Raw genomic sequence first — 22,610 nt, 5'->3', positions numbered from 1 at the left:
AAATAAATTGTTACAACTTAACAAACAAAAGGATATAAGTGGAAAGTCTAATTCAAGCTATTACTAGCTTTTTTATAGTAATGGGTGTAGTTTCTACAATTTTACTAATTGTTGGATTTATTCTGAAAGCAAAAGGGGTATCTTTTGTTGAGTTTTTCCCTGAGAAAGAAAAACTAGAGATACCTGCTCCTAATATCATATATAATACTATTACAAACCCTAGTATTTCAAATAGTTCAATAGATGCAAAAAAAGTAGCTGCTATAATGGCAGCAATTGAGCATCATAACAAAGTTAAAGGATAGAAGTATGGCTAAAAAATATATTGATATTATGGATACAACTTTTAGAGATGGTTTCCAATCAGTCTTTGGAGGAAGAGTATTAATGAATGACTTTTTTCCAGCTGTTGAAGCTGCAAAAGAGGCAGGAATAACTCACTTTGAATTTGGTGGAGGAGCAAGATTCCAAAGTTTATTCTTCTATTTACAAGAAAATGCATTTGATATGATGGATAGATTTAGGCAAATTGTTGGTCCAGATGCAAATTTACAAACTCTAGCTCGTGGAATCAATACTGTTATGCTAGATACAGGAAGCAGAGAATTGATAGACTTACATGCAAAACTTTTTGCAAAACATGGAACTACTACTATTAGAAATTTTGATGCTTTAAATGATGTTCAAAATTTAGAATATTCTGCACAATGTATCAAAAATCATGGTTTAAAACATGAAGTTGTTGTGACTTTGATGGACTTACCACCAAACTGTACTGGTGCTCATGATGTACCATTTTATGAAAAAACTCTAAGAGATATACTAAATAGTGGATTACCTTTTGATTCTATTTGTTTTAAAGATGCAAGTGGTACTTCAAGTCCTCAAAAAGTTTATGATACTATAAAAATGGCTAGAAAGCTTTTAGGTGATAAAATACATATTAGATTACACACTCATGAAACTGCTGGAGTTTCAGTTGCTTGTTATTTGGCAGCTTTAGATGCAGGTGCAGATGGTATTGATTTAGCAGCAAGCCCAGTTAGTGGAGGGACATCTCAACCTGATATTCTAACACTTCTTCATGCAACAAAAGGGATGAATTATGATTTAGGTGGTTTACAAATAGATAAAATCCTTCAATATGAAGAAGTTTTAGCTGATTGTTTAAAAGATTACTTCTTACCACCAGAAGCTACTCAAGTATCTCCACTTATTCCATTCTCTCCAATGCCTGGTGGTGCTTTAACTGCAAATACGCAGATGATGAGAGATAATGGAACTTTAGATAAATTCCCAGATGTAATAAAAGCTATGCAAGAAGTAGTTATAAAAGGTGGATTTGGAACAAGTGTTACACCTGTTTCACAATTTTATTGGCAACAAGCTTATGCAAATGTTATGTTTGGCCCATGGAAACAAATAGCACCTGGGTATGGAAGAATGGTTTTAGGTTACTTTGGTAAAACACCAGTTCCAGCGGATAAAGATATTATAAAATTAGCAAGTGAGAAGTTAAAACTTGAACCAACTACAAAGAATCCTTTAGATTTAGCAGATGCTGATCCAAAGAAAAAAATTGATGTTTGGAAACAAAGATTAGAACTAGAGGGAATAGAAGCAACAGAAGAAAATATTTTTATAGCTGCTGCTTGTGATGAAAAAGGTATTGCATTTTTAAAAGGTGAAGCCCCTTTAAATGTAAGAAAAAATGAAACTAAAAATTGTACTAATAAAAAAGGAGAAAAGAAAATGGCAAATGGGAATTACACAGTAATAGTAGATGGACAAAGATTTAATGTAACAGTAGCAGATGGAATAGTAGACAATATTCAAGTAGCACAGCCAGTAGTGCAACCTCAGGTTGTACAACAAGCAGTTCAAGCAACGCCAGTTCAACAAGTACCTACAAAACCAGTATATAATGGGACAGAAGTACCAGCAGCAGTAAATGGTAATGTATGGAAAATACTTGTAAAAGAAGGGGATAAAGTAGAAAAAGACCAACAAATAATGATCTTAGAAGCTATGAAAATGGAGATAGATATTACAGCACCAGTTTCAGGAACAATAACTAAAATTCTTGTTGAACCTTCTAAAGCAGTTGAAGAAGGTCAAACTCTAGCTGTTATTGCTTAATGCCTAAATTAGATAGAGTAATATTCTCTATCTAATACTTTTTAAATCAAATCTTCACTAAACTATCATAATTAAATCTAAAGAGAATATATGAAGAACATAATATATATAATTTTATTAACTACAATCTTGTTTCTTTTTAATGGTTGTTTTGCTGGTGCACATATAAATAGTAGTGGACAAGTTGGAATGAATGTTGGAGGAAAAGTTTTTTAACTTATTTAAAATGGTACTCCCAGTACGATTCGAACGTACGGCCTACGCCTTAGAAGGGCGTTGCTCTATCCAGCTGAGCTATGGAAGCACAAAGAGAAATAAAAAAAGCCTTATATAAAAAGTTGTTTACTCTTTACATAAGGCTTTAGTGGAGCGGGAGACGAGACTCGAACTCGCGACAGTCTGCTTGGAAGGCAGAAGCTCTAGCCAACTGAGCTACTCCCGCTTAAAGTGGTGCGGATGGAGAGACTCGAACTCTCACACCGTGAGGCACCAGATCCTAAGTCTGGCGTGTATACCAATTTCACCACATCCGCAAAGTGGTACTCCCAGTACGATTCGAACGTACGGCCTACGCCTTAGAAGGGCGTTGCTCTATCCAGCTGAGCTATGGAAGCATAAAAATAAATGGGGTAGATAATGGGGCTCGAACCCACGACCCTCGGAACCACAACCCGATGCTCTAACCAACTGAGCTATATCTACCATAAAATATAAATGGTCGGGGCGAGAGGATTCGAACCTCCGGCCCCCTGGTCCCAAACCAGGTGCGCTAACCAGACTGCGCTACGCCCCGACAAACAACTTTCTATTACAAAAAGTGGACGGAATTATATTATATATTTTAAGATTTGTCAAGAGAAATTAAAGAAAATTATGAATTTCTCTTAATTTCTCTAATAATCACTAAAATTGAATTAATCCATCAAGTGGAGAACTAGCACTAGCATAAGGCTTTTTAGCTATTCTTCCTGCTTTATACCCTATTCTTCCTGCAACTACTGCATGTTTCATAGCTTGTGCCATTAAAATTGGGTCATTCGCACAAGCAATTGCTGTATTTGTTAAAACTCCATCAGCTCCAAGTTCCATACAAATAGTTGCATCACTTGCACAACCAACTCCAGCATCAACAATAACTGGAACCTTTACTGCATCTTTTATAAAAGCTACATTATATCTATTTTGAACTCCTAAGCCACTTCCAATAGGTGCTGCCAAAGGCATAATAGCATCTGCTCCAGCATCTTCTAGTCTTTTAGCAACAATTAAATCATCACTTGTATATGCCATAACTGTAAAACCATCTTTTTTAAGTATTTCACAAGCTTTTAAAGTTTCAATTACATCAGGATATAAAGTTTTACTAAAATCACCAATAATCTCAAGTTTTATCAAATCTATTCCTGTTGCTTCTCTCATAAGCCTAAAAGTTGTAACAGCTTCATCTGAATTTTTACACCCTGCACTATTTGGTAAAAATTTAATATTTGTATCTTTAAAATAATCTAATAAATTCTCTTCATTTGGATTTGTAATATTTACTCTTCTTATGGCAACAGTTATAAGCTCACTTCCACTTGCAAGTGTTGCTTCTCTTGTTGTGGTAAAATCTTTATATTTTCCACTTCCAACAATTAATCTACTATTTAACTCATATTTCCCAATTTTTAATATATCATTCATATTGTATTTTCCTTTATAAATTTTAAATAATCTTCATTAATATTTGAAATATCTAACTCAATAATTTCTGGTACATCATAACTATGAAGCTCTAAGATTTTGCTTTTGACTTTAGAAAAAAGCTCTTTTTTGGTTTTTATATTTAAAAGTGTTTCATTATCACAACATAGTTTATAATCCCAACTATATATTGACTCAATTTCCATTAGTTGAATACAAGCTGCTAATTTCTCTTCTACTAAAACTTTAGCTATGTTCTTCGCTTCATTTTTTGAAGAACAAGTTGTTTGGATAAGTACACAATTCATAAATCTCTTATCTCTTCTATTAAATCTTCTGGACTTAAAGAATAATTGTTTTTAGAGTAATTATTTGATGCCTTTGTATGTGCTAAACTAGCAGTTATGCAAGCTTCTAATCTATTATAACCTTGTGATAAAAGAGAAGCTATTAAACCACTTAATACATCTCCACTTCCACCTTTACTTAAAACTGAATTCCCAAAACTATTGATATATATTTTATCTTTTTGTGCAATTATTACATTTGTACCTTTTAATAAAAGTACTATTTTAGGATATTTTTTACAAAACTTTTCTACATATAAAAATCTATTCTTTTGTAACTCTTCAATAGAGACATCAGCAATTTTTGAAAGATTTAAAAGAGAAATAAACTCTTTTGGATGTGGAGTTAATACAACTTTTTCATCTAAATATTTTAAAATTAATTTTTCGTAAAACAAATCTGCATCTATTACTTTTAAAATATCTGTTCTTAAAATATCTTCAATATCATCTTTTTTATAATCAAATAACCCCATTCCAATAGCAATAGCTGTACAATTTTGACTAATTTTTTTATCTTGCATAATATGATATGGTAAATTTAACTCTTCTTTTGAAATAGCCGTTACCAATCCAGATCCAAATGCAAAAGCTGAGCTACTAGAAATAATTCCTGCACCTTTTTTTGAACCAACTATAATATTTGTATGGCCAAAAGTTCCTTTATGTGAATTGTTTTTATCTCTAAATGGAAGTTTCATATCACTTTCTTCAAGTAAAAATTTATCTGCTTCTACTTCATAAACTTCTCTTTGTATTCCTAAATCACAAACTTTTATTTGACCTACAAAATCTTTTACCATATCACCAAAAAGTGAAAGTTTTAAAGCCCCCATAGTTAAAGTTAAATCAGCTTTGAATACAACACTTTCAATTTGTCCTAAATTATTTATACCACTTGGGATATCACAAGCTATTTTAAAAGAGTTAAAACTATTTAGTTTTGATATTAAAGATTTATTATTATCATCTAAAACTTTATTTAATCCAGTCCCAAATATACAATCAACTAAAATATCTGCTTCAAATAGTTCATCAATTATAGTAATATCTAAACTTTTTACTCTTTGGTATTGAATTTTTGCCATAGAAGATTTTGGATTATTTGCTAAATATATTTTTACATTATATTTTTTGTATAAAAGTCTTGCTAGAGCCAAACCATCTGCTCCATTGTTTCCACTTCCACAAATGATTAAAACTGTACTATTTTCTTTAAAGTTATCTCTTATATAAGTATAAATAGAGAAAGCTGCATGTTCCATCAAAATATCCTCACTTAAAAGAAACTTTTCGTAAGCTCTTTTATCTAGGCTATTTACCTCATCAAATATTTTTTGCATGAGCTTTCTCCTTTTAATTTTTAGTTTTTAAATTTCCAACCATTATCAACTAAAATTATTCTAATTTTATCTTTTAATTCACCTTGAATTTCTATATTCTCGCCTTTTATTGAACCACCACATGCAAGTTGAGTTCTAAGTAATTTTAAAATATCTTTTCTTTTTTCATCTTCAATTTGAAATCTTCCAACTATTGTAACTGGTTTTCCATTTCTTTTTTCAAAAGAAAAAACTAATTGATGTTGATTTTTCGATAAAAGAATTTTCTCTTCTTTTTTAGGATTTTTTTTATCTTCTTTTTTTGTATCAAAATTATTACCATCAAGCTTTGCACCAAGCCCCAAAGCTAATTTACTTGATAAACTCATTTATAGCTCCTTTACTCTTGTTTTTATATCTATTTCATTTATTTTTATAAAATCTTTTTCTTTATATTGTTCAACAGCAACTCTTCCAATCATAGCTGCATTATCTGAACAATATTTTAATTCACTTAAATATAATTTTACACCAAAATCTAAACAAAGCTTTTCAATTTGACTTCTTAAATATATATTTGCACTTGCTCCACCAACTATTGCAAAATTTTTAGGAGCTCTTTGTTTAAATAGTTTTTTTAATTTTTGCAAGATATGATTTGAAGCTGTTTTTTGAAAACTTGCACAAATATCATATTTATCTTGCTCAATTAAATTGGTGCGTTCAAGATCTTCGATTTTTAATCTTACTGCATTTTTAAGCCCAGAATAACTAAACTCTATTTTTGGACTTTGAGATAGTGGTACTGGTAAATCAAATCTATCACTATTTCCTTTTTGTGCATATTTTTCTACTACTGGTCCACCTGGATAACCAAGATTTAGCATTTTCGAAACTTTATCAAAACTCTCTCCAAAACTATCATCTATTGTAGTTGCTATTACTTTCATATCATTTAAGCTATTTGCTTCTATTATCTGTGTGTGTCCACCAGATACTAGCAAAACTGTTATTGGTAAAATTTCTTCCTTTTCTATAAAAAGTGAATAAATGTGCCCTTTTAAATGATTTACAGCAATTAATGGAAGGTTTAAAGAAATACTCAAAGCCTTTGCCATAGCAACACCTTCTGTTAAAGTTACACTAAGACCAGGAGAATTTGTAACTGCAATAGCTTTTAATTGTGAAAAATAATCTTTACACTCTTCAAGGATTTTAGGTAGTGCTTCAATATGCAATCTTGCTGCAAGTTCAGGAACAACACCTCCATAAATACTATGTTGTAGTTCTTGTGATATTTTTTTATGAAAAATCAGTTCTAAAGTATCTATTTTTGTAATAGAAATAGAACTATCATCACATGAACTTTCAATCGCTAATATCATAAATTATCCTTGTTTTTCACAAATATCTTCTCTTTTTATCCAATCTAGTGCACAATCAAGTTTTCCAAATCCAGCAGATGGATTAATATGTCCAGCATTTTCCATAATTTTCATACCTATATTTAACTTACTTTGTAAAGTTATTGCTTCTTCTAAACTCATATATGGATCATTTGTAGAACAAGCCATTATAATCTCTTTTGCTCTTAAATTCTTTGACTCAGGATAAGGGAAAAAAGTTTTTGCTTCTTTTAACTCTTCATTTCTTACAGGAGCAACTAACATAAGTTTATCAAGTTCTATATCAAGTTCATCACAAATATGAAACCATAAAATATTTGCTAAAGAATGACAAACTACAATATCTGGACTAAAATGTTTTATCTCATTCTTTACAAAATCTTTCCATTCTTGTAAATCTGGACTATTTTTATTTGGAAGTTCAGGAAAAGATACAATATAATTTTCTTTCATCAAATCTTGTGCTAGATGAGCTTGCCAATGTGGATATGCACTTCCACTAAGCCCATGAAGAATTAATACTTTTTTACTCATTTTCTATTCCTTACAAATAATATCAAATTTTCCTCTTCTTAGTCTATCTTCTATACTTTTATCAATTAATTCAATACTTATTTTGTAATCTTCTTTAAAAACTAATCCAACAAACTCTTTATGAGATTTAACTTCATTTGTTGTTGGATTTTGTTCTTTCCACTCTTCAAATTTTTTATCATATAGATTTACAATATCTTTTTCAAATTTTGTTCTAGTATAAATTAAATATATTACTAAAACTATTAAAATTCCAAAAGGTATAAGTAAATCAACCTCCACAATAATTTCTCACTTCTTTATCAATTTGAAAAATATCATCTATTGAATTTATTTTTATATTATTGAATTTTTCTAAAGCTTTCATTGATATTTCTGAAACATCTAGAAATCCTATTTGTCCACTTAAAAACTTTCCAACAGCTACTTCATTAGAAGCATTTAAAACAACACCCAAATCAAGATTATTTATAATTTCATCTTTATATTGCCAAATTGGATATCTATCTTTTTCTATTTTTTGGAATTCTAATATACCAACTTCTAATAAATCAACTGGTTTTAAAATCTCTTCTTCTACTTTACCTAAAATTGCATAAGCAATAGGAAGTTGCATAGAAGCATTTGCAATATGAGCTGTTGTACTTCCATCTTTAAAATTTACTAATGCATGAATTAATGATTTTCTCTCTATTATTGCATCAAGTCTTTTTGTACTAAAAAGCCAAGCTGCTTCTATTAATTCAAATATTTTATTTGTCATTGTTGCACTATCTATTGTTATTTTATTCCCCATTTTCCAGTTTGGATGATTTAGGGCTTCTTTTATTGATACATTTTTTAAAGATTCAAGAGGATAATCTCTAAAAGAACCTCCACTTGCAGTTATTGTCATTGATTCAATTTTTTTATCTTGAAGCAGATACCAAAGCCCAAAATGTTCACTATCAATTGGACTTAAATTAGACTGGTCTATAAACTTTCCTGCAACAACTAATGATTCTTTATTTGCTAAAGCTACTTTTTTCCCACATTCTATAGCTTTTAAAGTTGGCTTTAATCCTAAAAACCCAACTAAAGCATTTACAACAGTTTTTGAAGAACTATTTTCAATTACTTCTAAAATAGCTTCTTCTCCAAATGTTACATTTTTATGATTTACAAGTTTTATATCACTTTCAAAACCAACTACAACTTTCTTAGGCTTAAACTCTTTTATTTGTTTATTTAATAGCTCTATATTTTTTCCAGCTACTAAAACTTCAATATTCAAACTATATTTTTTTGCTATTGCTAAAGTATTAACTCCTATTGAGCCTGTACTTCCAAGAAGTATCAAATAATTATCCTTAATAATACAAGCATTACTATTGCACCAAATAAATATCCATCAACTCTATCTAAAACTCCACCATGTCCTGGTAAAATATTCCCACTATCTTTTACTCCAGCTTCTCTTTTTAAATAACTCTCATATAAATCTCCAAAAATTGAAGATAAAGATACAATAGCTGAAACTATAATAGCACCTAATATTCCTATATCATTTATAGAAGTTAAAGTTCCTAAAATAACTGCAAATATCATTCCACCAATAACACCCTCTAAAGTTTTATTTGGACTTGTTTCACAAAATTGAGTTTTACCAAAAGTTCTTCCTACAAAGTAGGCCCCAATATCAGTAGCTGCAACAATAATTAATAACCAAAATAATACCATAACTCCAAATTCACTATAAAGTGCCATCAAAAATACAAATGATGCTGTTGGATAAAATAGAGGTAGGAACATTTTTTTATCAAGTTTTCTCTTATATGCAAGTTGTGAAGCATATCCTAATGCTACAATGAATATTAAATCTACTGGCATTGGATAAAAGTATACAGCTAACCAAAGTAAAGAAATGTAAATATATATACTATTTCCTTCTAATTTATATAAATTCTTTGCTTCTGAAACTGAAATCATAAGTATGATTCCAAATACTAACCAAAAGATAAAATATGAATCTATGTAACCAATTAATAACATTACTATTATTAAAACAATACCTGTTTTAACTCGTGTTGATAATCCACCCAAAATTTCTAGCATATCTAATAAACCTTAAATTGAAAATTACATTATTCTACTAAAATTTGGCTTTTAATTATATTTATTATTAATTTTTAAGAGGGGGAAAATTACACTCAAAATAAAATTTTGAGTATAATTTATTAAAATAATCCAGAAATTTGATTTGAAATTTGTTTTTCTAAAATTGGAGTTGCTTCGTCTAAAGTTAAATTCATTTTTGTAGCTTCAGCAAACATCATTGTTTTGTGTTCAATATAGTCAGCTTCAAAACTTTGTGTTTGTGCATTTGCCATATTTGAATTCAATTGACCCGTAGCATTTACATCTTTTGCTTTTCCACCAAAGCTATTAATAAAACCTGATTTATTACCATCTTTAACACTTGATTGTCCAGCAACATTTGAATTTGAAGCATAAACAGGGCCTTTAGCTTTTTCTCTAATTACAATATCAACTTGCATTTGATAAATTGTATCTTCTGTTGCTTTTGCAAGTAAACCACCTATTAATGCGGCACCTAAACCAGCAGCTATCGTACCACCTGCACCACTATTGTTATATCCTGCAACTCCAGCACCAACTGCACCAGCACCTAAAGCACCAGCACCAGCATTATTCTCTTGCTTTTTATCACAATATAAAACATTTGTTAATAAAACATAAGTTGCTGCATCTGGATCATCAACAACTTTATATCCTTTTGCTTGAAGCTCAGATATAATAGTATTTTCAAGATTTATTTTTTGCCCACTTGTATTTTTTGTAGATATAAATACAGTTCTTAACTCTTTCTTAACTGGATTTATAAAAACACTTTGTGTCATTTTTGCATTAGTTTGAAGTTCTGTTGTAGCACAACCTGTAAATAATATAGTTGCTGCAACAATGCTTAAACCTAAACCTTTAAATTTAATCATTTTATCTCCTTTTTTAATAAAACGTTATTCTATCTTAATGAAACTAAAAATCAATAATTTCTATATTTTTATTGATATTGTTTCATAAGGATTGTATAAAACATTTGCACCAAATTGTATTTTTATATTCCTTCTTTGTGTATAATCAACCTCATAATTGCCTCCAAAATCTACGCTAAACTTAGCACATAATATTGCAGCTTTTTCTATAATAGACTTTGGTAACTCTTTTTTACTATTTTGTACTATAACATGGCAAGATGGCCTATCTTTTAAATGAAACCAAAAATCACTAGCTTTTGAATTCTCAAGTAAATATATATTTTCTCTTTCATTGCTTCCCATCATTATTTTATACCCTTCAAAAAAGAAACTCTCATAATTTTTCTCTTTTTTTGTTTTGATCTGATTTTTTTCTTTTTTAGGATATAAGAATTCACACTCTTCAATTGAATTTGAATTTTTTAAATTTATATTTAATCTTTTTAGATACTCTAATTTTTCTTTTAAATTATCTTCTTCAATACAAATATTTTGAGCCTTTTGTTTTATTCTCTTTGCTTTTTTAAAAAGTTCATTTGTGTATCTTGATGGATTTTGCATATTATCTAAATCTATTTTTATAAAATTCCCATCATAATCTTCAATTTCCAATGATTTTTGGTATGCAGATATATTATGTAAATTTGCTAGAATAAGATTTGATTTAGTATAAAGTTCATTTGATTCTCTTTCTAAATCTTCTTTTTTAGGTAAAGATTTTAATATATTTTCTAATTTATTTATATTTTTATCTATTATTTGAATTTTTTGTTTTTTAACAAGTTCTAAATTCTCTTTCTCTTTTTCTTCATAAACTCTATATAAATAATCTTCAATATTATCTATCTTTTCAATTTTAGGAATAAACTCTTTTTTAGGTATTTCTTGTAACTTAACTCCAACTTTTACAACCCTAAAAGATGAATATTCATCAATATGCCTTAAAGCCTCTAAAATAACCCTATCTTCATCTAAAATAATAATATTTGTATATTTTCCTGTAAATTCTAATTGTAAGATAGTATTCTGTTTTTTATATGAAGAGGAAGAAGATACTTTGATATTTATGATTTTATCCTCATTATAAAGTTCAATATCTTCTATTTTTGCATTATAAAATCTTTTTTGTAGAACTACATCAAAAGGAGCATTAAAATCTCTTTTAGATGATATTATATCTTTTGATTTAAAAATGGTAGCATTTGTTTTAGATAAATCAAAATATATAATATTTTTATTATTAAATTCTATTATAATTATATTATTATCAATTCGCCTTATAACTTTGATAATTTCGGCTTTATCTTTTAAATAATTGACTATTTCTTTTAGTATAAAATACTTCATATTTTTCTCTTTATTTTTAATTTTAACTATATATTTCAGATGATTTTTATATCTAGTAGTTATAATTGTACCTGAAATAAATTTAGGAGTGTCATATGAAATTATTAAAAATATTAGCAGCAAGTAGTTTGATATTAGGTCTATCTTCAACTTCTCTATTTGCAGACTCTGCAAAAGGACAAAAGGCTTTTATTAAATTTTTAAAAGAACCTTGTGGAATGGATGGAGCAAAATTTGCATTAAAACATACGCAAGAAGAGTGGAGAGAAATCAAAGCTGATGGAAAAGGTGAAGCTGAGATTATTAAAATTTGTCCAAATGTAAAAGCTGGTGATGTAAAAGAAAGCTTAATTGAGCATATTATGGATTTTTCTATAGAGTTTGCTAAAGATTCAGGAAATGTACCTTCTTGCTAATTTATAAAAGGTTTAAAACCTTTTATAAAGATACACTATCATATTTATACACTATTTTTTCTGCTAAATCTATCATTTTTATATTTATACTTTTATATTGAATATCTTTAACTTTTACTAAGAATTTATCATATATATTTGAATATGGATATAAAGTAAAATATATAAATTCTTTACTATTACTCTCTTTATTTAATTCTTTAAACCAAAGAGCAAGGAAAGAAAAATATAACATTGAAGGATTAAACTCTTCATTTTCTTTTAAATTTTTACTCAATTCATTACTTAAAAAACTATAACATTTTAAAATAGCTTTAATTTTAAAATTCTTTTGATTATTCAAATAATATTTTGAATCATTTGTGAGAAACGAAAGCTGTACTAATATCTCATTATTTATTTTTTTAAACTCTTCATGTAATATTTTATCAGTATTTGAAGCTGGTTCAATATCTTTATAAGAGTTTATCAAATCTTTACAAAACAGTAATAAGGCTTCTGTTTTTATTTTTGAAATATTTAAAATCATTCCAAATTGTAACTTATTTTTACTAAATTAGAGTATATTTTAAATAAATTAAGTGATTTTGAGATAGAATATTCGCAACTTTAAACAAAATTAGAAAAGGAAATTATTGGAACCTATTGGAGTATTAAAAGATGGTCAAATATATGACCTTCAGACTGCAGAGGCTTTAAATATTAGTGGAGATACAATTAAAGCCGATGATTCGAAAGAATCTTTAGAAATATTAAGACACTCAACAGCTCACTTAATGGCACAAGCTATAAAAGAACTTTATCCAGAAGCAAAATTTTTTGTTGGTCCAGTTGTAAATGAAGGATTTTATTACGATTTTAAAGTAGATAATAAGATTTCAGATGAAGACTTAACAAAAATTGAAAAAAAGATGAAAGAACTTGCAGATAGAAAACTTCCTATAACTAGACATGAAACAACTAGAGAAGAATTTTATGAAGAGTTTAAAAATGATGAGCTAAAACAAGCTGTTTTAAAAAATATTAAAGATGAAGTTATAACTGTTTATAAACAAGGTGATTTTAAAGACTTATGTAGAGGTCCACACTTACCAAATACTAGAATGATTAGAAGTTTTAAACTTACAAGAGTTGCAGGAGCATATCTTGGTGGTGATGAAAAAAATGAAATGATAACGAGAATTTATGGTATCTCATTTTTTGATAAGAAAGCTTTAAATGACTATGTAACAATGATTGAAGAAGCAAAAAAAAGAGACCATAGAAAATTAGGAACTGAACTAGAACTATTTACATTTAATGATGATGTAGGAGCTGGACTTCCTATGTGGCTACCAAATGGAGCAAGACTTAGAAGTAAACTAGAACATATTTTATATAAAGCCCATAGAATAAGAGGCTATGAACCAGTTCGTGGTCCTGAAATTTTAAAATCAGAAATGTGGAAAATATCTGGACACTATGCAAACTACAAAGAGAATATGTATTTCACAACTATTGATGAACAAGAATATGGTATCAAACCTATGAACTGTGTTGGTCATATTCAAATATTTAAAAATAGTCTTGTTTCATACAAAGAGTTACCAAAAAAACTTTTTGAATATGGTGTTGTTCATAGACATGAAATGAGTGGAGCAATGCATGGATTATTTAGAGTAAGAGAATTCACTCAAGATGATTCACATATTTTCTGTACACAAAATCAAATTAAAGAAGTAATTTTTGAAGTTTTAGAATTTGTTGATAGCTTACTAAAATTATTTGATTTCAAATATGAAATAGAAGTTTCTACAAAACCTGAAAAAGCTATAGGAGATGATACTTTCTGGGAAAAATCTACAAAAGGTATCATGAATGCACTTGATGAAAAAAATATAAAATATGGTATTGACGAAGGTGGTGGAGCTTTCTATGGACCAAAAATAGATATCAAAATTCTTGATGCTATTGGAAGAAAATGGCAATGTGGAACTGTTCAAGTCGATATGAATTTACCTTCAAGATTTAATGTTGAATTTATAAATGATAAAGGGGAAAAAGAACAGCCAGTTATGATACATAGAGCTATTCTTGGTTCTTTTGAAAGATTTATAGGTATTTTAACAGAACACTGTGCTGGTGAGTTTCCATTTGCTATTGCTCCCACACAAGTTATTTTTGTTCCAATTGCTGAACCTCATGTGGCTTATGCAAAAGAGTTACAAAAAGAACTTTTAGAAAATAGTATAGATTCTGAAATTTTTGATATGAATGAAAGTCTAAACAAAAGAATTAGAATGGCAGAAAAACAAAGAGTTCCAATGATAGTTGTAATTGGTGATGATGAAGTAGCAAACCAAACTATTGCTTTAAGAGATAGAAGAAAAAGAGAACAATCTAACCTAAGTAAAGTTGAGTTTATAAAACTTTTAAATGAAATAATGAAGGGGAGTAGAATTTGAGTAAAGACAAAAGAAAAGATGATGTAATCATGAATGAAATGATTACAGCAAAAGAAGTTCGGTGTACAAGTGATGATGGAACAAATCATGGAATAATTCCAACAAGCGAAGCTTTAGCTTTAGCTGAAGATGCTGGACTTGATTTAGTTTTAATAGCTCCAGATGGGAAACCTCCTGTTGCTAAAATTATGGATTATGGTAAATTTAGATATCAACAAGAAAAAAAGAAAAAAGAAGCAAAGAAAAATCAAAAAGTTATTGTTATAAAAGAAATAAAACTATCTGTTAAAATTGCTGAAAATGATGTTAGCTATAAAGTTAAACATGCAAGAGAATTTCTTGAAGAAGGAAATCATGTTAAATTTAGAGTATTCTTGAAGGGAAGAGAAATGGCAAATCCAGAAGCTGGAGTTGAAGTTTTAAATAAAATTTGGACTATGGTTGAAGATATAGCTGTTATGGATAAAGAACCAAAATTAGAAGGAAGATATGTTAATCTTCTTGTAACACCTAAAAAAGATTAATCTACTCAAAAGAAGAGAAATAATATCTCTTCTTTTACCAATGAATAAAACAATTTAATTTATTACTAAACTTTTTTTCAGTATAATCCAAAACTTTTTCATGAAATTAATGAAAATGCAAATTTATTTGAAAGGATTTCTTTATGCCAAAAATGAAAAGCATCAAAGGTGCGGTTAAAAGATTTAAAGTAAAGAAAAATGGAACTATCAAAAGAGGTTCTGCTTTTAGAAGCCACATCTTAACTAAAAAAACGCAAAAAAGAAAAAGAAACTTAAGAGGACCACAAACTGTACATAGTACAAATGTAAATGGTATTCTTTCATCATTGTGTAAAGCGTAATTACTTAAAATATCAAGTAATTTTGTCCCTCCATTTTAAATGGACAAGTTCAGCTAAGCTGACACCTTATTAAAAATAACGGTAAAGAAAGGAAAAATATGCCTAGAGTAAAAACTGGTGTTGTAAGAAGAAGAAGACACAAAAAACTATTAAAATTAGCAAGAGGTTTTTATAGCGGAAGAAGAAAACACTTCAGAAAAGCTAAAGAACAATTAGAAAGAAGCCTTGTTTATGCTTATAGAGATAGAAGACAGAAAAAAAGAGATATCAGAAAACTATGGATTATAAGAATCAATGCAGCTTGTAGACTAAATGATATTAACTATTCAAGATTTATAAATGGATTAAGATTAGCTAATATTGAATTAGACAGAAAAATTTTAGCTGATTTTGCTATGAATGATTCTGCTGCATTTGCATCTTTAGTAGCTACTGCTAAAGCAGCACTTAAATAATAAATTTGCAAACAATAAAAAAGGGGAAGGTTTTAAACCTTCCCCTTTTTTTATTATATTAAAATAAGTATCTATTCCAAAGGCTCGTTTACATCAATTTTACATTTATTACCTTCACAAATAATATTTGCATCGAAGTAAAATATTTCTGATAAATCATATTTCTCTTTTTGTAATTTCATATAAGTTTCTAAAGATCTTGCCCCTGCACTACAATGAAAGATTATAGTCTTATTTTTTGGTAATTTCTCAAATATATCTTTTGCACTTAATTTATCTGCTTCAATATTTATACTACCTTTAATATTACCTTTATCAAAATCTTTTTTAGGAAGTACATTTACAATTTGAACATATTCTGGAACTTTCTCATCTAATATCAATTTTTTTAACCATTCTCCATCAATAGTACCTTCATCACTTCCTAATTTTGCACCATTTTCACTAAATTCTTTTTTAAGTTCTTTAGATTTATCATCAGTTTTTTTACCACCTATTGTTGTAGGAAGTCCAGCTTTTTTCCATTCAGGAACTCCTCCTGCATAAACTGATACATTTGTATATCCTAATTCTATAAGTTTATTTGCTACAATATTTGATTTCTCACAAGAATAACCAGAACAAAAAGTTACTATTCTTTCATTTTTATTTATAGGAAATCTTCCACCTAATTTGTCAATTTCAGTATCTGGAATAGATATACTACCTAATATAGTCTCTTGCATATATTTAGCATTAGGTCTTGCATCTATAAGTAAAGCACTATTGTTTTCTTGATATGTTTTAATAACTACTGTTCCTACTTCTAGATAACTTTTTGTTGCCCATTCAGGTTCTCCTGCACTATAAACTTTTACATTTTTATGCCCTTTTTTCTTTAAAAGTTCAGCAACTATTGGACTTTTCTCACAACCATATCCACCACAAAAAACAATTAACTCTTTATCTTTTGCTAAATCTTCAATTTGTTTGTATCCTTCTTCAAAAGCACTATCTGTTATATTTAAACTTGAAGGAATAGTACCTTTTATATATTTCCCTTCTGGTCTTGCATCAATTAGTATTGCTTCTGTTGAACCTCTATTTCCAATTCCAACTTTTTTCTTAACATATTCAAAATTAACTTGTTCTAATTTATATTTATTTATTAACTCTAAAACAGACTGTGTAGGTTTTGTTAAATTAGGTAACTCATTTGCATAAGTCACACCTAAACTTAAAACTGATGCTACAATTAAACTACTAACTATCTTTTTCATTTTATCTCCTTTATTTTAAGCTCTACCGCTTAACATTCCATACATTGTCATAGGTTTTAACAAGTAAACTTTTAATATCCACCAAATCCATCTCTCTTTTGTTGGATCAAGAGGTATCATAGGAGTTGGTTTTGTAGTCCAATCAAATTCTGCAAGCATAACTTTTCCAATATCAGTTATAAGAGGACAAACTGTATATCCACCAAATTTAGCTGTTGGCTCTCTACCTTCCATAACAGCTACTAAATTTTCAACTAATACTTTATATTGTTTTCTAACAGTTCCACCTGTTTTTCCTAATGGTACTGCTGCAATATCACCTAAAGCAAATATATTTTTATATTTTACATGTTGTAGAGTTTCTTTATGTACAGGAACCCATCCTTTATCTGATCCAATTTCAGATTTTCCTATTTCATCAGGGGCTTTTTGAGGAGGAGTAATATGTAAAAGATCAAATGGAATTGAAATCTTTTCATTCTTTTTGATAATATCATACTCTTCTAAATCTTTATCATATTCTCCTTGTTCTTCCCAAAATTTATTAAAAATTGCGATTTTATTTGCTATATCAACCTCAACTAAATTATGATTAAAGTTCCATTTCATATCTCTTGCAAGGAATTGTTTTTCAATAGCATCTGCATATTCTTTAACTCCAAAAAGTTTATCTGAGTTGTCATATAAAGTAAGGTTAGCATGTTCTCTTGCTTTTGCTTCATTTAATCTAGCATTAACTAAGTACATTACTTTTTTTGGTGCTCCTCCACATTTTATTGCTGTATTTGGAGAAGTAAATATTCCTTTAACCTTATTTCCATCTTTTGCTTTTTGAATAAATTTCTGAGTTTGCTCCCACATATGAGCGGAACTATCAATATTATAAACAGAAGTTAAACCTGTATTTCCAAAAACTTTTAATATTTTTGAAGCATCACCAGCACTATATGCATCTCCAATTTCTTCTAAGCCTTTAATAGCACCGAAATCTAGAGTTATACCAGCAGCTACTATTAGAAAATCATATGCTAAAACATCCCCTGATTCTAGTGTTACTTTATTTTCTTCAGGATTAAAATCAACAGCTTTATCTTTTATTAAAGTTACACCTTTTGGTAAATAATCTTTTGTATCGAAAATCAATTCATCTTTTGATTTATAAACTCCAGATGCTACAAGTGTAGTTCCTGGCTGATAAGATACAGATTTTGGATTTGGTTCAACTATTGTAATATCAGGATCAGACAATGTATTTACCAATTTAGCTGCCGTTGAGATACCAGCTAAACCTCCACCAATAATAAGAATTTTCCCTTTTGCTTCACTAGCTTTTGCTACTGTTGCAGCTTCTGCTTGAGTTCCACCTGCTAAAAATGCTGCACTTCCAAGACCTGCTAATTTAAAAGCATCTCTTCTTGAAATTCCAGCCTTCTTTAGTTCAGAATCAACAATTTCAAGTGCTTTTTTTAACTCATCTTTATTCATCTTTGCCCCTTTTTTAATATGAAGTATCTTATAAAAAATATTATAATAATATACTTAATCTTTATAAGCTTATGTTTTTAATTAATTATTAGTTTAAGTTATTAATTTCAATGCTTTACAGTAATCATCTTTTGAATTTAAGTTCAAGAACTCATCTTCATTTTGAAACTCTAATATCTTATAATTTGTTGATTTTATAAGATGATTTATTCTATGAATATCATCTTTTATCATAGCTTTTATAACATTTAATATATCTTTTGAGAAAACTCCACAAAGATTATGAATTCTTGAAGTTTGTGCAATAGTTATATCAAACTCTTGGCTTTCATTTATCAACTTGCTTATTGTTTCAATTTTTATAAAAGGTGTATCGACTGTTATAATAAAAACTTTTTTATTTTCTAGTGTCTCTAAAATTGTTTGTAAAGCTAAAATTGGTGAGTAGATTTCTTGGTTATCATCTAATATTAAATTATTAGTATTTAAAAAATTAAATTTGTCAGTTTTGCTTGAGATATAAATATTCTTAAAATATGGTTTCAATCTTTTATATTGATACTCTATTAAAGAATTTTCAAAACCAAATGGAAGAAGAGATTTATCTTCTTTCATTCGTGAGCTTTTACCACCACTTAAAATAATACAAGGTATTTTAAATGGCTTAAAATTCATTATAGACTTCTAGGATCAGTTATATATCCAGAAATTGCTGAAGCTGCTGCAACAGCACTATTTGCTAAATAAATTTTTGAACTTCTGCTTCCCATTCTTCCAACAAAGTTTCTATTTGTTGTAGAGATACAAACTTCATCATCACCTAATATTCCCATATAGCCACCTAAACAGGCCCCACATGTAGGATTTGATACAACTGCCCCTGCATCTACTAAAGTATCAATATATCCAAGTTTTGTAGCTTCTCTTAATATCTTTTGAGTTCCAGGAGTTAAGATAAGTCTTACATGTCGAGCTACTTTTTTATCTTTTAAAATTTCAGCTGCAACTTTAAAATCGCTTAATCTTCCATTAGTACAACTTCCTATAAAAACTTGATCTACTTTAATATTATCACTAACGGCTTGTGAAACACTATGACCATTTGAAGGTAAATATGGATAAGCAATAACTGGTTCAAGTTTTTCTACATCAATTTCTATTATTTGACAATATGTAGCATCTTCATCAGAATAGTGAATTTTTGGTTCATCTCTTAATCCACCATTATCTTTTGATACTCTTTCTAAAAATTCTTTTGTAATTTCATCATAAGCTACAATTCCATTTTTAGCTCCAGCCTCAATAGCCATATTACATAAACTAAATCTATCATCCATTGATAAATATTTTATTGTATCTCCAGTAAATTCTAAAGCTTTATATAAAGCTCCATCAACTCCTAGGATTCTAATAATTTCTAATATTAAATCTTTTCCAGTCACATAAGCTGAAGGCTTACCTTTAAATATAACTTTAATTGATTCTGGAACTTTAAACCAATTTCCACCAGTAATCATCCCAAAAGAGATATCTGTACTTCCCATACCAGTTGAAAATGCTCCTAAAGCTCCGTGTGTACATGTATGAGAATCTGCACCAATAATTACATCTCCAGGAATAACTAAACCTTTCTCAGGTAAAAGTGCATGCTCTATTCCCATATCTTTTTCATCAAAAAAGTTTTTTAAGTTATGTTTCATAGCAAAATCTCTTGATATTTTTGCTTGATTTGCTGAAGCTATATCTTTTGCAGGAATAAAGTGATCTAAAACAATTGCAAAACCATCTGGATTTGCTAATTTTTCAAAACCGCCTTCTTCAAATGCTCTAATTGAGATAGGTGTTGTAATATCATTTCCAATAACCATATCAATTGGACTTCTTACAATCTCTCCAGCATAAACTTTTTTTCCAACATGTTCACTAAATATTTTTTCTGTAATTGTTTGACCCATATTTTTTCCTAAACTAAATTAATTTTGAGAATTTTGTCAAGATTATAGCCAAAAAACTCTTTTAAGCTACAAAGAAATTTTTTCCTCTGCCTCTTTTGCTTTTTTTTCTCTTCTATTATCTCGTATTTGAATAAAGATTATAATAGCTACCGCAAAATTTATCATAACATCTGCAAAATTGAAAATTGCAAATTCAAATCCATAATGCCAATAAAAATAATCAACAACAGCTCCATAAGTAAATCTATCTAAAATATTTGACAATCCACCTGCATACAAAAAACCTATTGCTATATAATATTCTTTAAATAAATACTTATTCTTAAATAAATAAAGTGTTCCTAAAACTACTATAAAAAGCTGAATATATTTTAAATATTCATTAAAAAAAGAGAACATTGAAAAAGCAACTCCATAATTATATGCAAGTTTTAGACTCATCACTGGACCATCTACGTCCCAATCCAAATTTGCAAAACCATATTTTACAACTTGATCAATGATAAAAATAGTTACAAAAATAGTAACTGCTAATTTAAACTCTTTTTTCATAAAGCTTTTTTAAAAAACGAGATTAAAGTTTCTATACCAGATTCAACATCTTTTCTATTCTTTCCTTCGAGTAAAAGTCTTATTTTATTCTCTGTTCCAGAATATCTTATCAAATCTCTCATCCCTTTATCCCTTAGAGGTTTTAATACTTCATCTAAACCTTTTATTTCTTCTAGTGGTATTTTCTCATTTACTTTCATATTATGTAGAATTTGAGGATAAAGAACAAACGGGTTTAGTACTTCACTTGCTTTTTTCTTACTTCTAATAATCATAGCTAGAACTTGTAAGGCTGAAGCCAAACCATCTCCCGTTTTTGCTACATCAGAGAATATAATATGTCCACTTTGTTCTCCACCAAAATTAATATCTTTTTCTTTCATTAGTTCAAGAACATATTTATCTCCAACATTACTTCTTAAAAGTTTTATCTTACTTTTTGACAAATAATCTTCTAAAGCTTTATTTGACATCACTGTAGCGACACAAGTATCACCTCTTAGTAAATTTTCTTGTTTTAAGTATATTGTTAAAGCTCCAAGAAGTTTATCTCCATCAACGATTTCACCTTTTTCATCAACAACAACCAATCTATCAGCATCACCATCAAGAGCTAAACCAATATCCGCTCTATACTCACGTACAAGTTTTGATACATTTTCTGGATGCATTGCACCACAATTATCATTAATATTAAAACCATTTGGCTTATTGTTTATAGTAATAACATCTGCTCCAAGTTCTTCTAAAACTGTAGGAGCAACTTTATATGCTGCACCATTTGCACAATCAAGTATTATTCGTAAACCTTTTAAAGTTAAATCTTTTGGAAATGAACTTTTTATAACTACTATGTATCTTCCAATAACATCATCAATCCTTTTTGATGCCCCAATATCCATACCAGTTACTTGTTCACTTTGCAATAAATCATTATCAAAAAAAATCTTTTCAATCTCTTTTTCATCTTCGACACTCAATTTATTCCCATGATTATCAAAAAACTTGATTCCATTATCTTCAAAAGGGTTATGTGAAGCACTTATCATGATACCAGCATCACATCTCATACTTTCTGTTAAGTATGCTATTGCAGGAGTTGGCATAGGACCTATTTGAATTACATCATATCCAACTGATGTAAGTCCACTAACAAGTGCATTTTCTATCATATATCCACTTCTTCTAGTATCTTTTCCAACTAAAATTTTATTTGTAGTTGAATATTTTCTAAAATGAACACCAGCAGCTTGTGCAAGTTTTATCACAGTAAAAGCATCTAAAAATGCTCCAGCCTTTCCTCTAACTCCATCGGTACCAAATAGTTTCATTAAATCTTCCTAAAATTAAACTCTCTTTAAGTTAT

General features: G+C 28.7%; 26 protein-coding genes and 6 tRNA genes. 8 read left to right on the top strand and 24 right to left on the bottom strand.

All coding sequences use genetic code 11. From position 1 onward, the window contains the following. The first annotated feature begins 38 nt into the window (after positions 1-38). The 3 genes from ALANTH_RS01070 (at position 39) to ALANTH_RS11455 (ending at position 2,355) form a co-directional block, all read left to right on the top strand. The gene (locus tag ALANTH_RS01070) at positions 39-305 is read left to right on the top strand and encodes an OadG family protein (protein ID WP_026807214.1); all 267 of its coding nucleotides are present in this window, start codon (positions 39-41) and stop codon (positions 303-305) included. Between the two features lie 4 nt (positions 306-309). After that, positions 310-2,139: a biotin/lipoyl-containing protein gene (locus ALANTH_RS01065; RefSeq protein WP_026807213.1), complete on the top strand. Its 1,830-nt coding sequence runs from the start codon at positions 310-312 to the stop codon at positions 2,137-2,139. Positions 2,140-2,229: 90 nt separating this feature from the next. Then, positions 2,230-2,355, top strand: coding sequence for a hypothetical protein (locus tag ALANTH_RS11455; protein WP_257119459.1), 126 nt, complete (start codon positions 2,230-2,232; stop codon positions 2,353-2,355). An 11-nt stretch (positions 2,356-2,366) separates the two neighbouring features. Here the strand turns inward: ALANTH_RS11455 and ALANTH_RS01060 are convergent. The 17 genes from ALANTH_RS01060 to ALANTH_RS00980 all read right to left on the bottom strand — a co-directional run bounded on the left by ALANTH_RS01060 (position 2,367) and on the right by ALANTH_RS00980 (position 11,813). Beyond that, positions 2,367-2,443, bottom strand: a tRNA-Arg gene (locus ALANTH_RS01060). A gap of 61 nt (positions 2,444-2,504) precedes the next feature. Then, a tRNA-Gly gene (locus ALANTH_RS01055) sits at positions 2,505-2,581 on the bottom strand. Between the two features lie 6 nt (positions 2,582-2,587). Continuing rightward, positions 2,588-2,672 (bottom strand) — tRNA-Leu (locus ALANTH_RS01050). A 4-nt stretch (positions 2,673-2,676) separates the two neighbouring features. Continuing rightward, positions 2,677-2,753 (bottom strand) — tRNA-Arg (locus ALANTH_RS01045). 11 nt (positions 2,754-2,764) lie between these two features. Further along, a tRNA-His gene (locus tag ALANTH_RS01040) sits at positions 2,765-2,841 on the bottom strand. Positions 2,842-2,854: 13 nt separating this feature from the next. After that, positions 2,855-2,932 (bottom strand) — tRNA-Pro (locus ALANTH_RS01035). Between the two features lie 110 nt (positions 2,933-3,042). Continuing rightward, complete coding sequence (locus ALANTH_RS01030; RefSeq protein WP_026807212.1) at positions 3,043-3,822, bottom strand: thiazole synthase; 780 nt, start codon at positions 3,820-3,822, stop codon at positions 3,043-3,045. Next, entirely contained in the window at positions 3,819-4,130 is a 312-nt protein-coding gene (gene cutA, locus ALANTH_RS01025; protein ID WP_026803019.1) for a divalent-cation tolerance protein CutA, read from the bottom strand. The genes ALANTH_RS01030 and cutA overlap by 4 nt, the downstream gene beginning before the upstream one ends. Continuing rightward, positions 4,127-5,512 carry an NAD(P)H-hydrate dehydratase gene (locus ALANTH_RS01020; RefSeq protein ID WP_026803018.1) on the bottom strand — a complete coding sequence of 462 codons (1,386 nt, stop codon included), beginning with the start codon at positions 5,510-5,512 and terminating at the stop codon, positions 4,127-4,129. Before ALANTH_RS01020 ends, cutA begins: the two co-directional genes overlap by 4 nt. 20 nt (positions 5,513-5,532) lie before the next feature. Further along, entirely contained in the window at positions 5,533-5,880 is a 348-nt protein-coding gene (locus ALANTH_RS01015; protein ID WP_026807211.1) for a translation initiation factor, read from the bottom strand. Next, positions 5,881-6,876, bottom strand: coding sequence for a tRNA (adenosine(37)-N6)-threonylcarbamoyltransferase complex transferase subunit TsaD (gene tsaD, locus ALANTH_RS01010; RefSeq protein WP_026807210.1), 996 nt, complete (start codon positions 6,874-6,876; stop codon positions 5,881-5,883). It abuts the gene before it with no gap. Between the two features lie 3 nt (positions 6,877-6,879). Beyond that, positions 6,880-7,431, bottom strand: coding sequence for an RBBP9/YdeN family alpha/beta hydrolase (locus ALANTH_RS01005; RefSeq protein ID WP_026807209.1), 552 nt, complete (start codon positions 7,429-7,431; stop codon positions 6,880-6,882). 3 nt (positions 7,432-7,434) lie between these two features. Then, entirely contained in the window at positions 7,435-7,713 is a 279-nt protein-coding gene (locus tag ALANTH_RS01000; protein WP_026807208.1) for a hypothetical protein, read from the bottom strand. Next, positions 7,703-8,770: a 1-deoxy-D-xylulose-5-phosphate reductoisomerase gene (gene dxr, locus ALANTH_RS00995; RefSeq protein ID WP_026807207.1), complete on the bottom strand. Its 1,068-nt coding sequence runs from the start codon at positions 8,768-8,770 to the stop codon at positions 7,703-7,705. Before dxr ends, ALANTH_RS01000 begins: the two co-directional genes overlap by 11 nt. Beyond that, the gene (locus tag ALANTH_RS00990; protein ID WP_026807206.1) at positions 8,767-9,525 is read right to left on the bottom strand and encodes a phosphatidate cytidylyltransferase; all 759 of its coding nucleotides are present in this window, start codon (positions 9,523-9,525) and stop codon (positions 8,767-8,769) included. Before ALANTH_RS00990 ends, dxr begins: the two co-directional genes overlap by 4 nt. A 122-nt stretch (positions 9,526-9,647) precedes the next feature. Beyond that, positions 9,648-10,424: a complement resistance protein TraT gene (locus ALANTH_RS00985; RefSeq protein WP_026807205.1), complete on the bottom strand. Its 777-nt coding sequence runs from the start codon at positions 10,422-10,424 to the stop codon at positions 9,648-9,650. Between the two features lie 60 nt (positions 10,425-10,484). Beyond that, positions 10,485-11,813: an NFACT RNA binding domain-containing protein gene (locus ALANTH_RS00980; protein ID WP_026807204.1), complete on the bottom strand. Its 1,329-nt coding sequence runs from the start codon at positions 11,811-11,813 to the stop codon at positions 10,485-10,487. Positions 11,814-11,908: 95 nt separating this feature from the next. On the opposite strand from ALANTH_RS00980, the gene ALANTH_RS00975 reads away from it, so the two are divergent. Then, a complete protein-coding gene (locus ALANTH_RS00975) occupies positions 11,909-12,229 on the top strand; it encodes a hypothetical protein (protein WP_026807203.1) in 321 nt (106 codons plus the stop codon). Positions 12,230-12,251: 22 nt separating this feature from the next. Here ALANTH_RS00975 and ALANTH_RS00970 read toward each other — a convergent pair whose 3' ends face one another. Next, entirely contained in the window at positions 12,252-12,758 is a 507-nt protein-coding gene (locus ALANTH_RS00970) for a hypothetical protein (protein WP_026802993.1), read from the bottom strand. Between the two features lie 106 nt (positions 12,759-12,864). Between ALANTH_RS00970 and thrS the strand changes: the two genes are divergently transcribed. From thrS to rplT, 4 genes are all read left to right on the top strand, one after another. Continuing rightward, positions 12,865-14,673, top strand: coding sequence for a threonine--tRNA ligase (gene thrS / locus ALANTH_RS00965; protein WP_026807202.1), 1,809 nt, complete (start codon positions 12,865-12,867; stop codon positions 14,671-14,673). Positions 14,674-14,702: 29 nt separating this feature from the next. Next, complete coding sequence (infC, locus tag ALANTH_RS00960; protein ID WP_202961021.1) at positions 14,703-15,197, top strand: translation initiation factor IF-3; 495 nt, start codon at positions 14,703-14,705, stop codon at positions 15,195-15,197. 143 nt (positions 15,198-15,340) lie between these two features. Continuing rightward, on the top strand, positions 15,341-15,538 hold the full coding sequence (gene rpmI, locus ALANTH_RS00955; RefSeq protein ID WP_026802990.1) for a 50S ribosomal protein L35: 198 nt from the start codon (positions 15,341-15,343) through the stop codon (positions 15,536-15,538). A 98-nt stretch (positions 15,539-15,636) separates the two neighbouring features. Beyond that, a complete protein-coding gene (rplT, locus tag ALANTH_RS00950; RefSeq protein ID WP_026802989.1) occupies positions 15,637-15,993 on the top strand; it encodes a 50S ribosomal protein L20 in 357 nt (118 codons plus the stop codon). A gap of 71 nt (positions 15,994-16,064) precedes the next feature. On the opposite strand, the gene ALANTH_RS00945 is transcribed toward rplT, so the two are convergent. From ALANTH_RS00945 to glmM, 6 genes are all read right to left on the bottom strand, one after another. Continuing rightward, on the bottom strand, positions 16,065-17,252 hold the full coding sequence (locus ALANTH_RS00945) for a rhodanese-like domain-containing protein (RefSeq protein WP_026807201.1): 1,188 nt from the start codon (positions 17,250-17,252) through the stop codon (positions 16,065-16,067). Between the two features lie 15 nt (positions 17,253-17,267). Next, positions 17,268-18,737 carry an NAD(P)/FAD-dependent oxidoreductase gene (locus tag ALANTH_RS00940; protein ID WP_026807200.1) on the bottom strand — a complete coding sequence of 490 codons (1,470 nt, stop codon included), beginning with the start codon at positions 18,735-18,737 and terminating at the stop codon, positions 17,268-17,270. Between the two features lie 93 nt (positions 18,738-18,830). Then, positions 18,831-19,412 (bottom strand): molybdenum cofactor guanylyltransferase MobA, encoded by a 582-nt coding sequence (gene mobA / locus ALANTH_RS00935; protein WP_026807199.1) that lies wholly within the window; start codon positions 19,410-19,412, stop codon positions 18,831-18,833. After that, positions 19,412-20,692 (bottom strand): 3-isopropylmalate dehydratase large subunit, encoded by a 1,281-nt coding sequence (leuC, locus tag ALANTH_RS00930; RefSeq protein ID WP_026807198.1) that lies wholly within the window; start codon positions 20,690-20,692, stop codon positions 19,412-19,414. Before leuC ends, mobA begins: the two co-directional genes overlap by 1 nt. A gap of 66 nt (positions 20,693-20,758) precedes the next feature. Continuing rightward, a complete protein-coding gene (lspA, locus tag ALANTH_RS00925) occupies positions 20,759-21,244 on the bottom strand; it encodes a signal peptidase II (RefSeq protein WP_026807197.1) in 486 nt (161 codons plus the stop codon). Then, complete coding sequence (gene glmM, locus ALANTH_RS00920) at positions 21,241-22,575, bottom strand: phosphoglucosamine mutase (RefSeq protein WP_026807196.1); 1,335 nt, start codon at positions 22,573-22,575, stop codon at positions 21,241-21,243. The genes lspA and glmM overlap by 4 nt, the downstream gene beginning before the upstream one ends. Positions 22,576-22,610 lie beyond the last annotated feature (35 nt).

It is taken from the genome of Aliarcobacter lanthieri, from assembly GCF_013201625.1.
GTDB lineage: Bacteria > Campylobacterota > Campylobacteria > Campylobacterales > Arcobacteraceae > Aliarcobacter > Aliarcobacter lanthieri.
This window is presented reverse-complemented; position numbering and strand designations above follow the sequence as displayed.

Excerpts from the sequence above, each read along its gene's own strand:
- ALANTH_RS01065 (WP_026807213.1), top strand. The coding sequence starts at position 310 with ATGGCTAAAAAATATATTGATATTATGGATACAACTTTTAGAGATGGT.
- ALANTH_RS11455 (WP_257119459.1), top strand. The coding sequence starts at position 2,230 with ATGAAGAACATAATATATATAATTTTATTAACTACAATCTTGTTTCTT.
- ALANTH_RS01030 (WP_026807212.1), bottom strand. The coding sequence starts at position 3,822 with ATGAATGATATATTAAAAATTGGGAAATATGAGTTAAATAGTAGATTA.
- cutA (WP_026803019.1), bottom strand. The coding sequence starts at position 4,130 with ATGAATTGTGTACTTATCCAAACAACTTGTTCTTCAAAAAATGAAGCG.
- ALANTH_RS01020 (WP_026803018.1), bottom strand. The coding sequence starts at position 5,512 with ATGCAAAAAATATTTGATGAGGTAAATAGCCTAGATAAAAGAGCTTAC.
- ALANTH_RS01015 (WP_026807211.1), bottom strand. The coding sequence starts at position 5,880 with ATGAGTTTATCAAGTAAATTAGCTTTGGGGCTTGGTGCAAAGCTTGAT.
- tsaD (WP_026807210.1), bottom strand. The coding sequence starts at position 6,876 with ATGATATTAGCGATTGAAAGTTCATGTGATGATAGTTCTATTTCTATT.
- ALANTH_RS01005 (WP_026807209.1), bottom strand. The coding sequence starts at position 7,431 with ATGAGTAAAAAAGTATTAATTCTTCATGGGCTTAGTGGAAGTGCATAT.
- ALANTH_RS00990 (WP_026807206.1), bottom strand. The coding sequence starts at position 9,525 with ATGCTAGAAATTTTGGGTGGATTATCAACACGAGTTAAAACAGGTATT.
- ALANTH_RS00985 (WP_026807205.1), bottom strand. The coding sequence starts at position 10,424 with ATGATTAAATTTAAAGGTTTAGGTTTAAGCATTGTTGCAGCAACTATA.
- ALANTH_RS00980 (WP_026807204.1), bottom strand. The coding sequence starts at position 11,813 with ATGAAGTATTTTATACTAAAAGAAATAGTCAATTATTTAAAAGATAAA.
- ALANTH_RS00975 (WP_026807203.1), top strand. The coding sequence starts at position 11,909 with ATGAAATTATTAAAAATATTAGCAGCAAGTAGTTTGATATTAGGTCTA.
- ALANTH_RS00970 (WP_026802993.1), bottom strand. The coding sequence starts at position 12,758 with ATGATTTTAAATATTTCAAAAATAAAAACAGAAGCCTTATTACTGTTT.
- infC (WP_202961021.1), top strand. The coding sequence starts at position 14,703 with ATGAATGAAATGATTACAGCAAAAGAAGTTCGGTGTACAAGTGATGAT.
- rpmI (WP_026802990.1), top strand. The coding sequence starts at position 15,341 with ATGCCAAAAATGAAAAGCATCAAAGGTGCGGTTAAAAGATTTAAAGTA.
- rplT (WP_026802989.1), top strand. The coding sequence starts at position 15,637 with ATGCCTAGAGTAAAAACTGGTGTTGTAAGAAGAAGAAGACACAAAAAA.
- ALANTH_RS00945 (WP_026807201.1), bottom strand. The coding sequence starts at position 17,252 with ATGAAAAAGATAGTTAGTAGTTTAATTGTAGCATCAGTTTTAAGTTTA.
- ALANTH_RS00940 (WP_026807200.1), bottom strand. The coding sequence starts at position 18,737 with ATGAATAAAGATGAGTTAAAAAAAGCACTTGAAATTGTTGATTCTGAA.
- mobA (WP_026807199.1), bottom strand. The coding sequence starts at position 19,412 with ATGAATTTTAAGCCATTTAAAATACCTTGTATTATTTTAAGTGGTGGT.
- leuC (WP_026807198.1), bottom strand. The coding sequence starts at position 20,692 with ATGGGTCAAACAATTACAGAAAAAATATTTAGTGAACATGTTGGAAAA.
- lspA (WP_026807197.1), bottom strand. The coding sequence starts at position 21,244 with ATGAAAAAAGAGTTTAAATTAGCAGTTACTATTTTTGTAACTATTTTT.
- glmM (WP_026807196.1), bottom strand. The coding sequence starts at position 22,575 with ATGAAACTATTTGGTACCGATGGAGTTAGAGGAAAGGCTGGAGCATTT.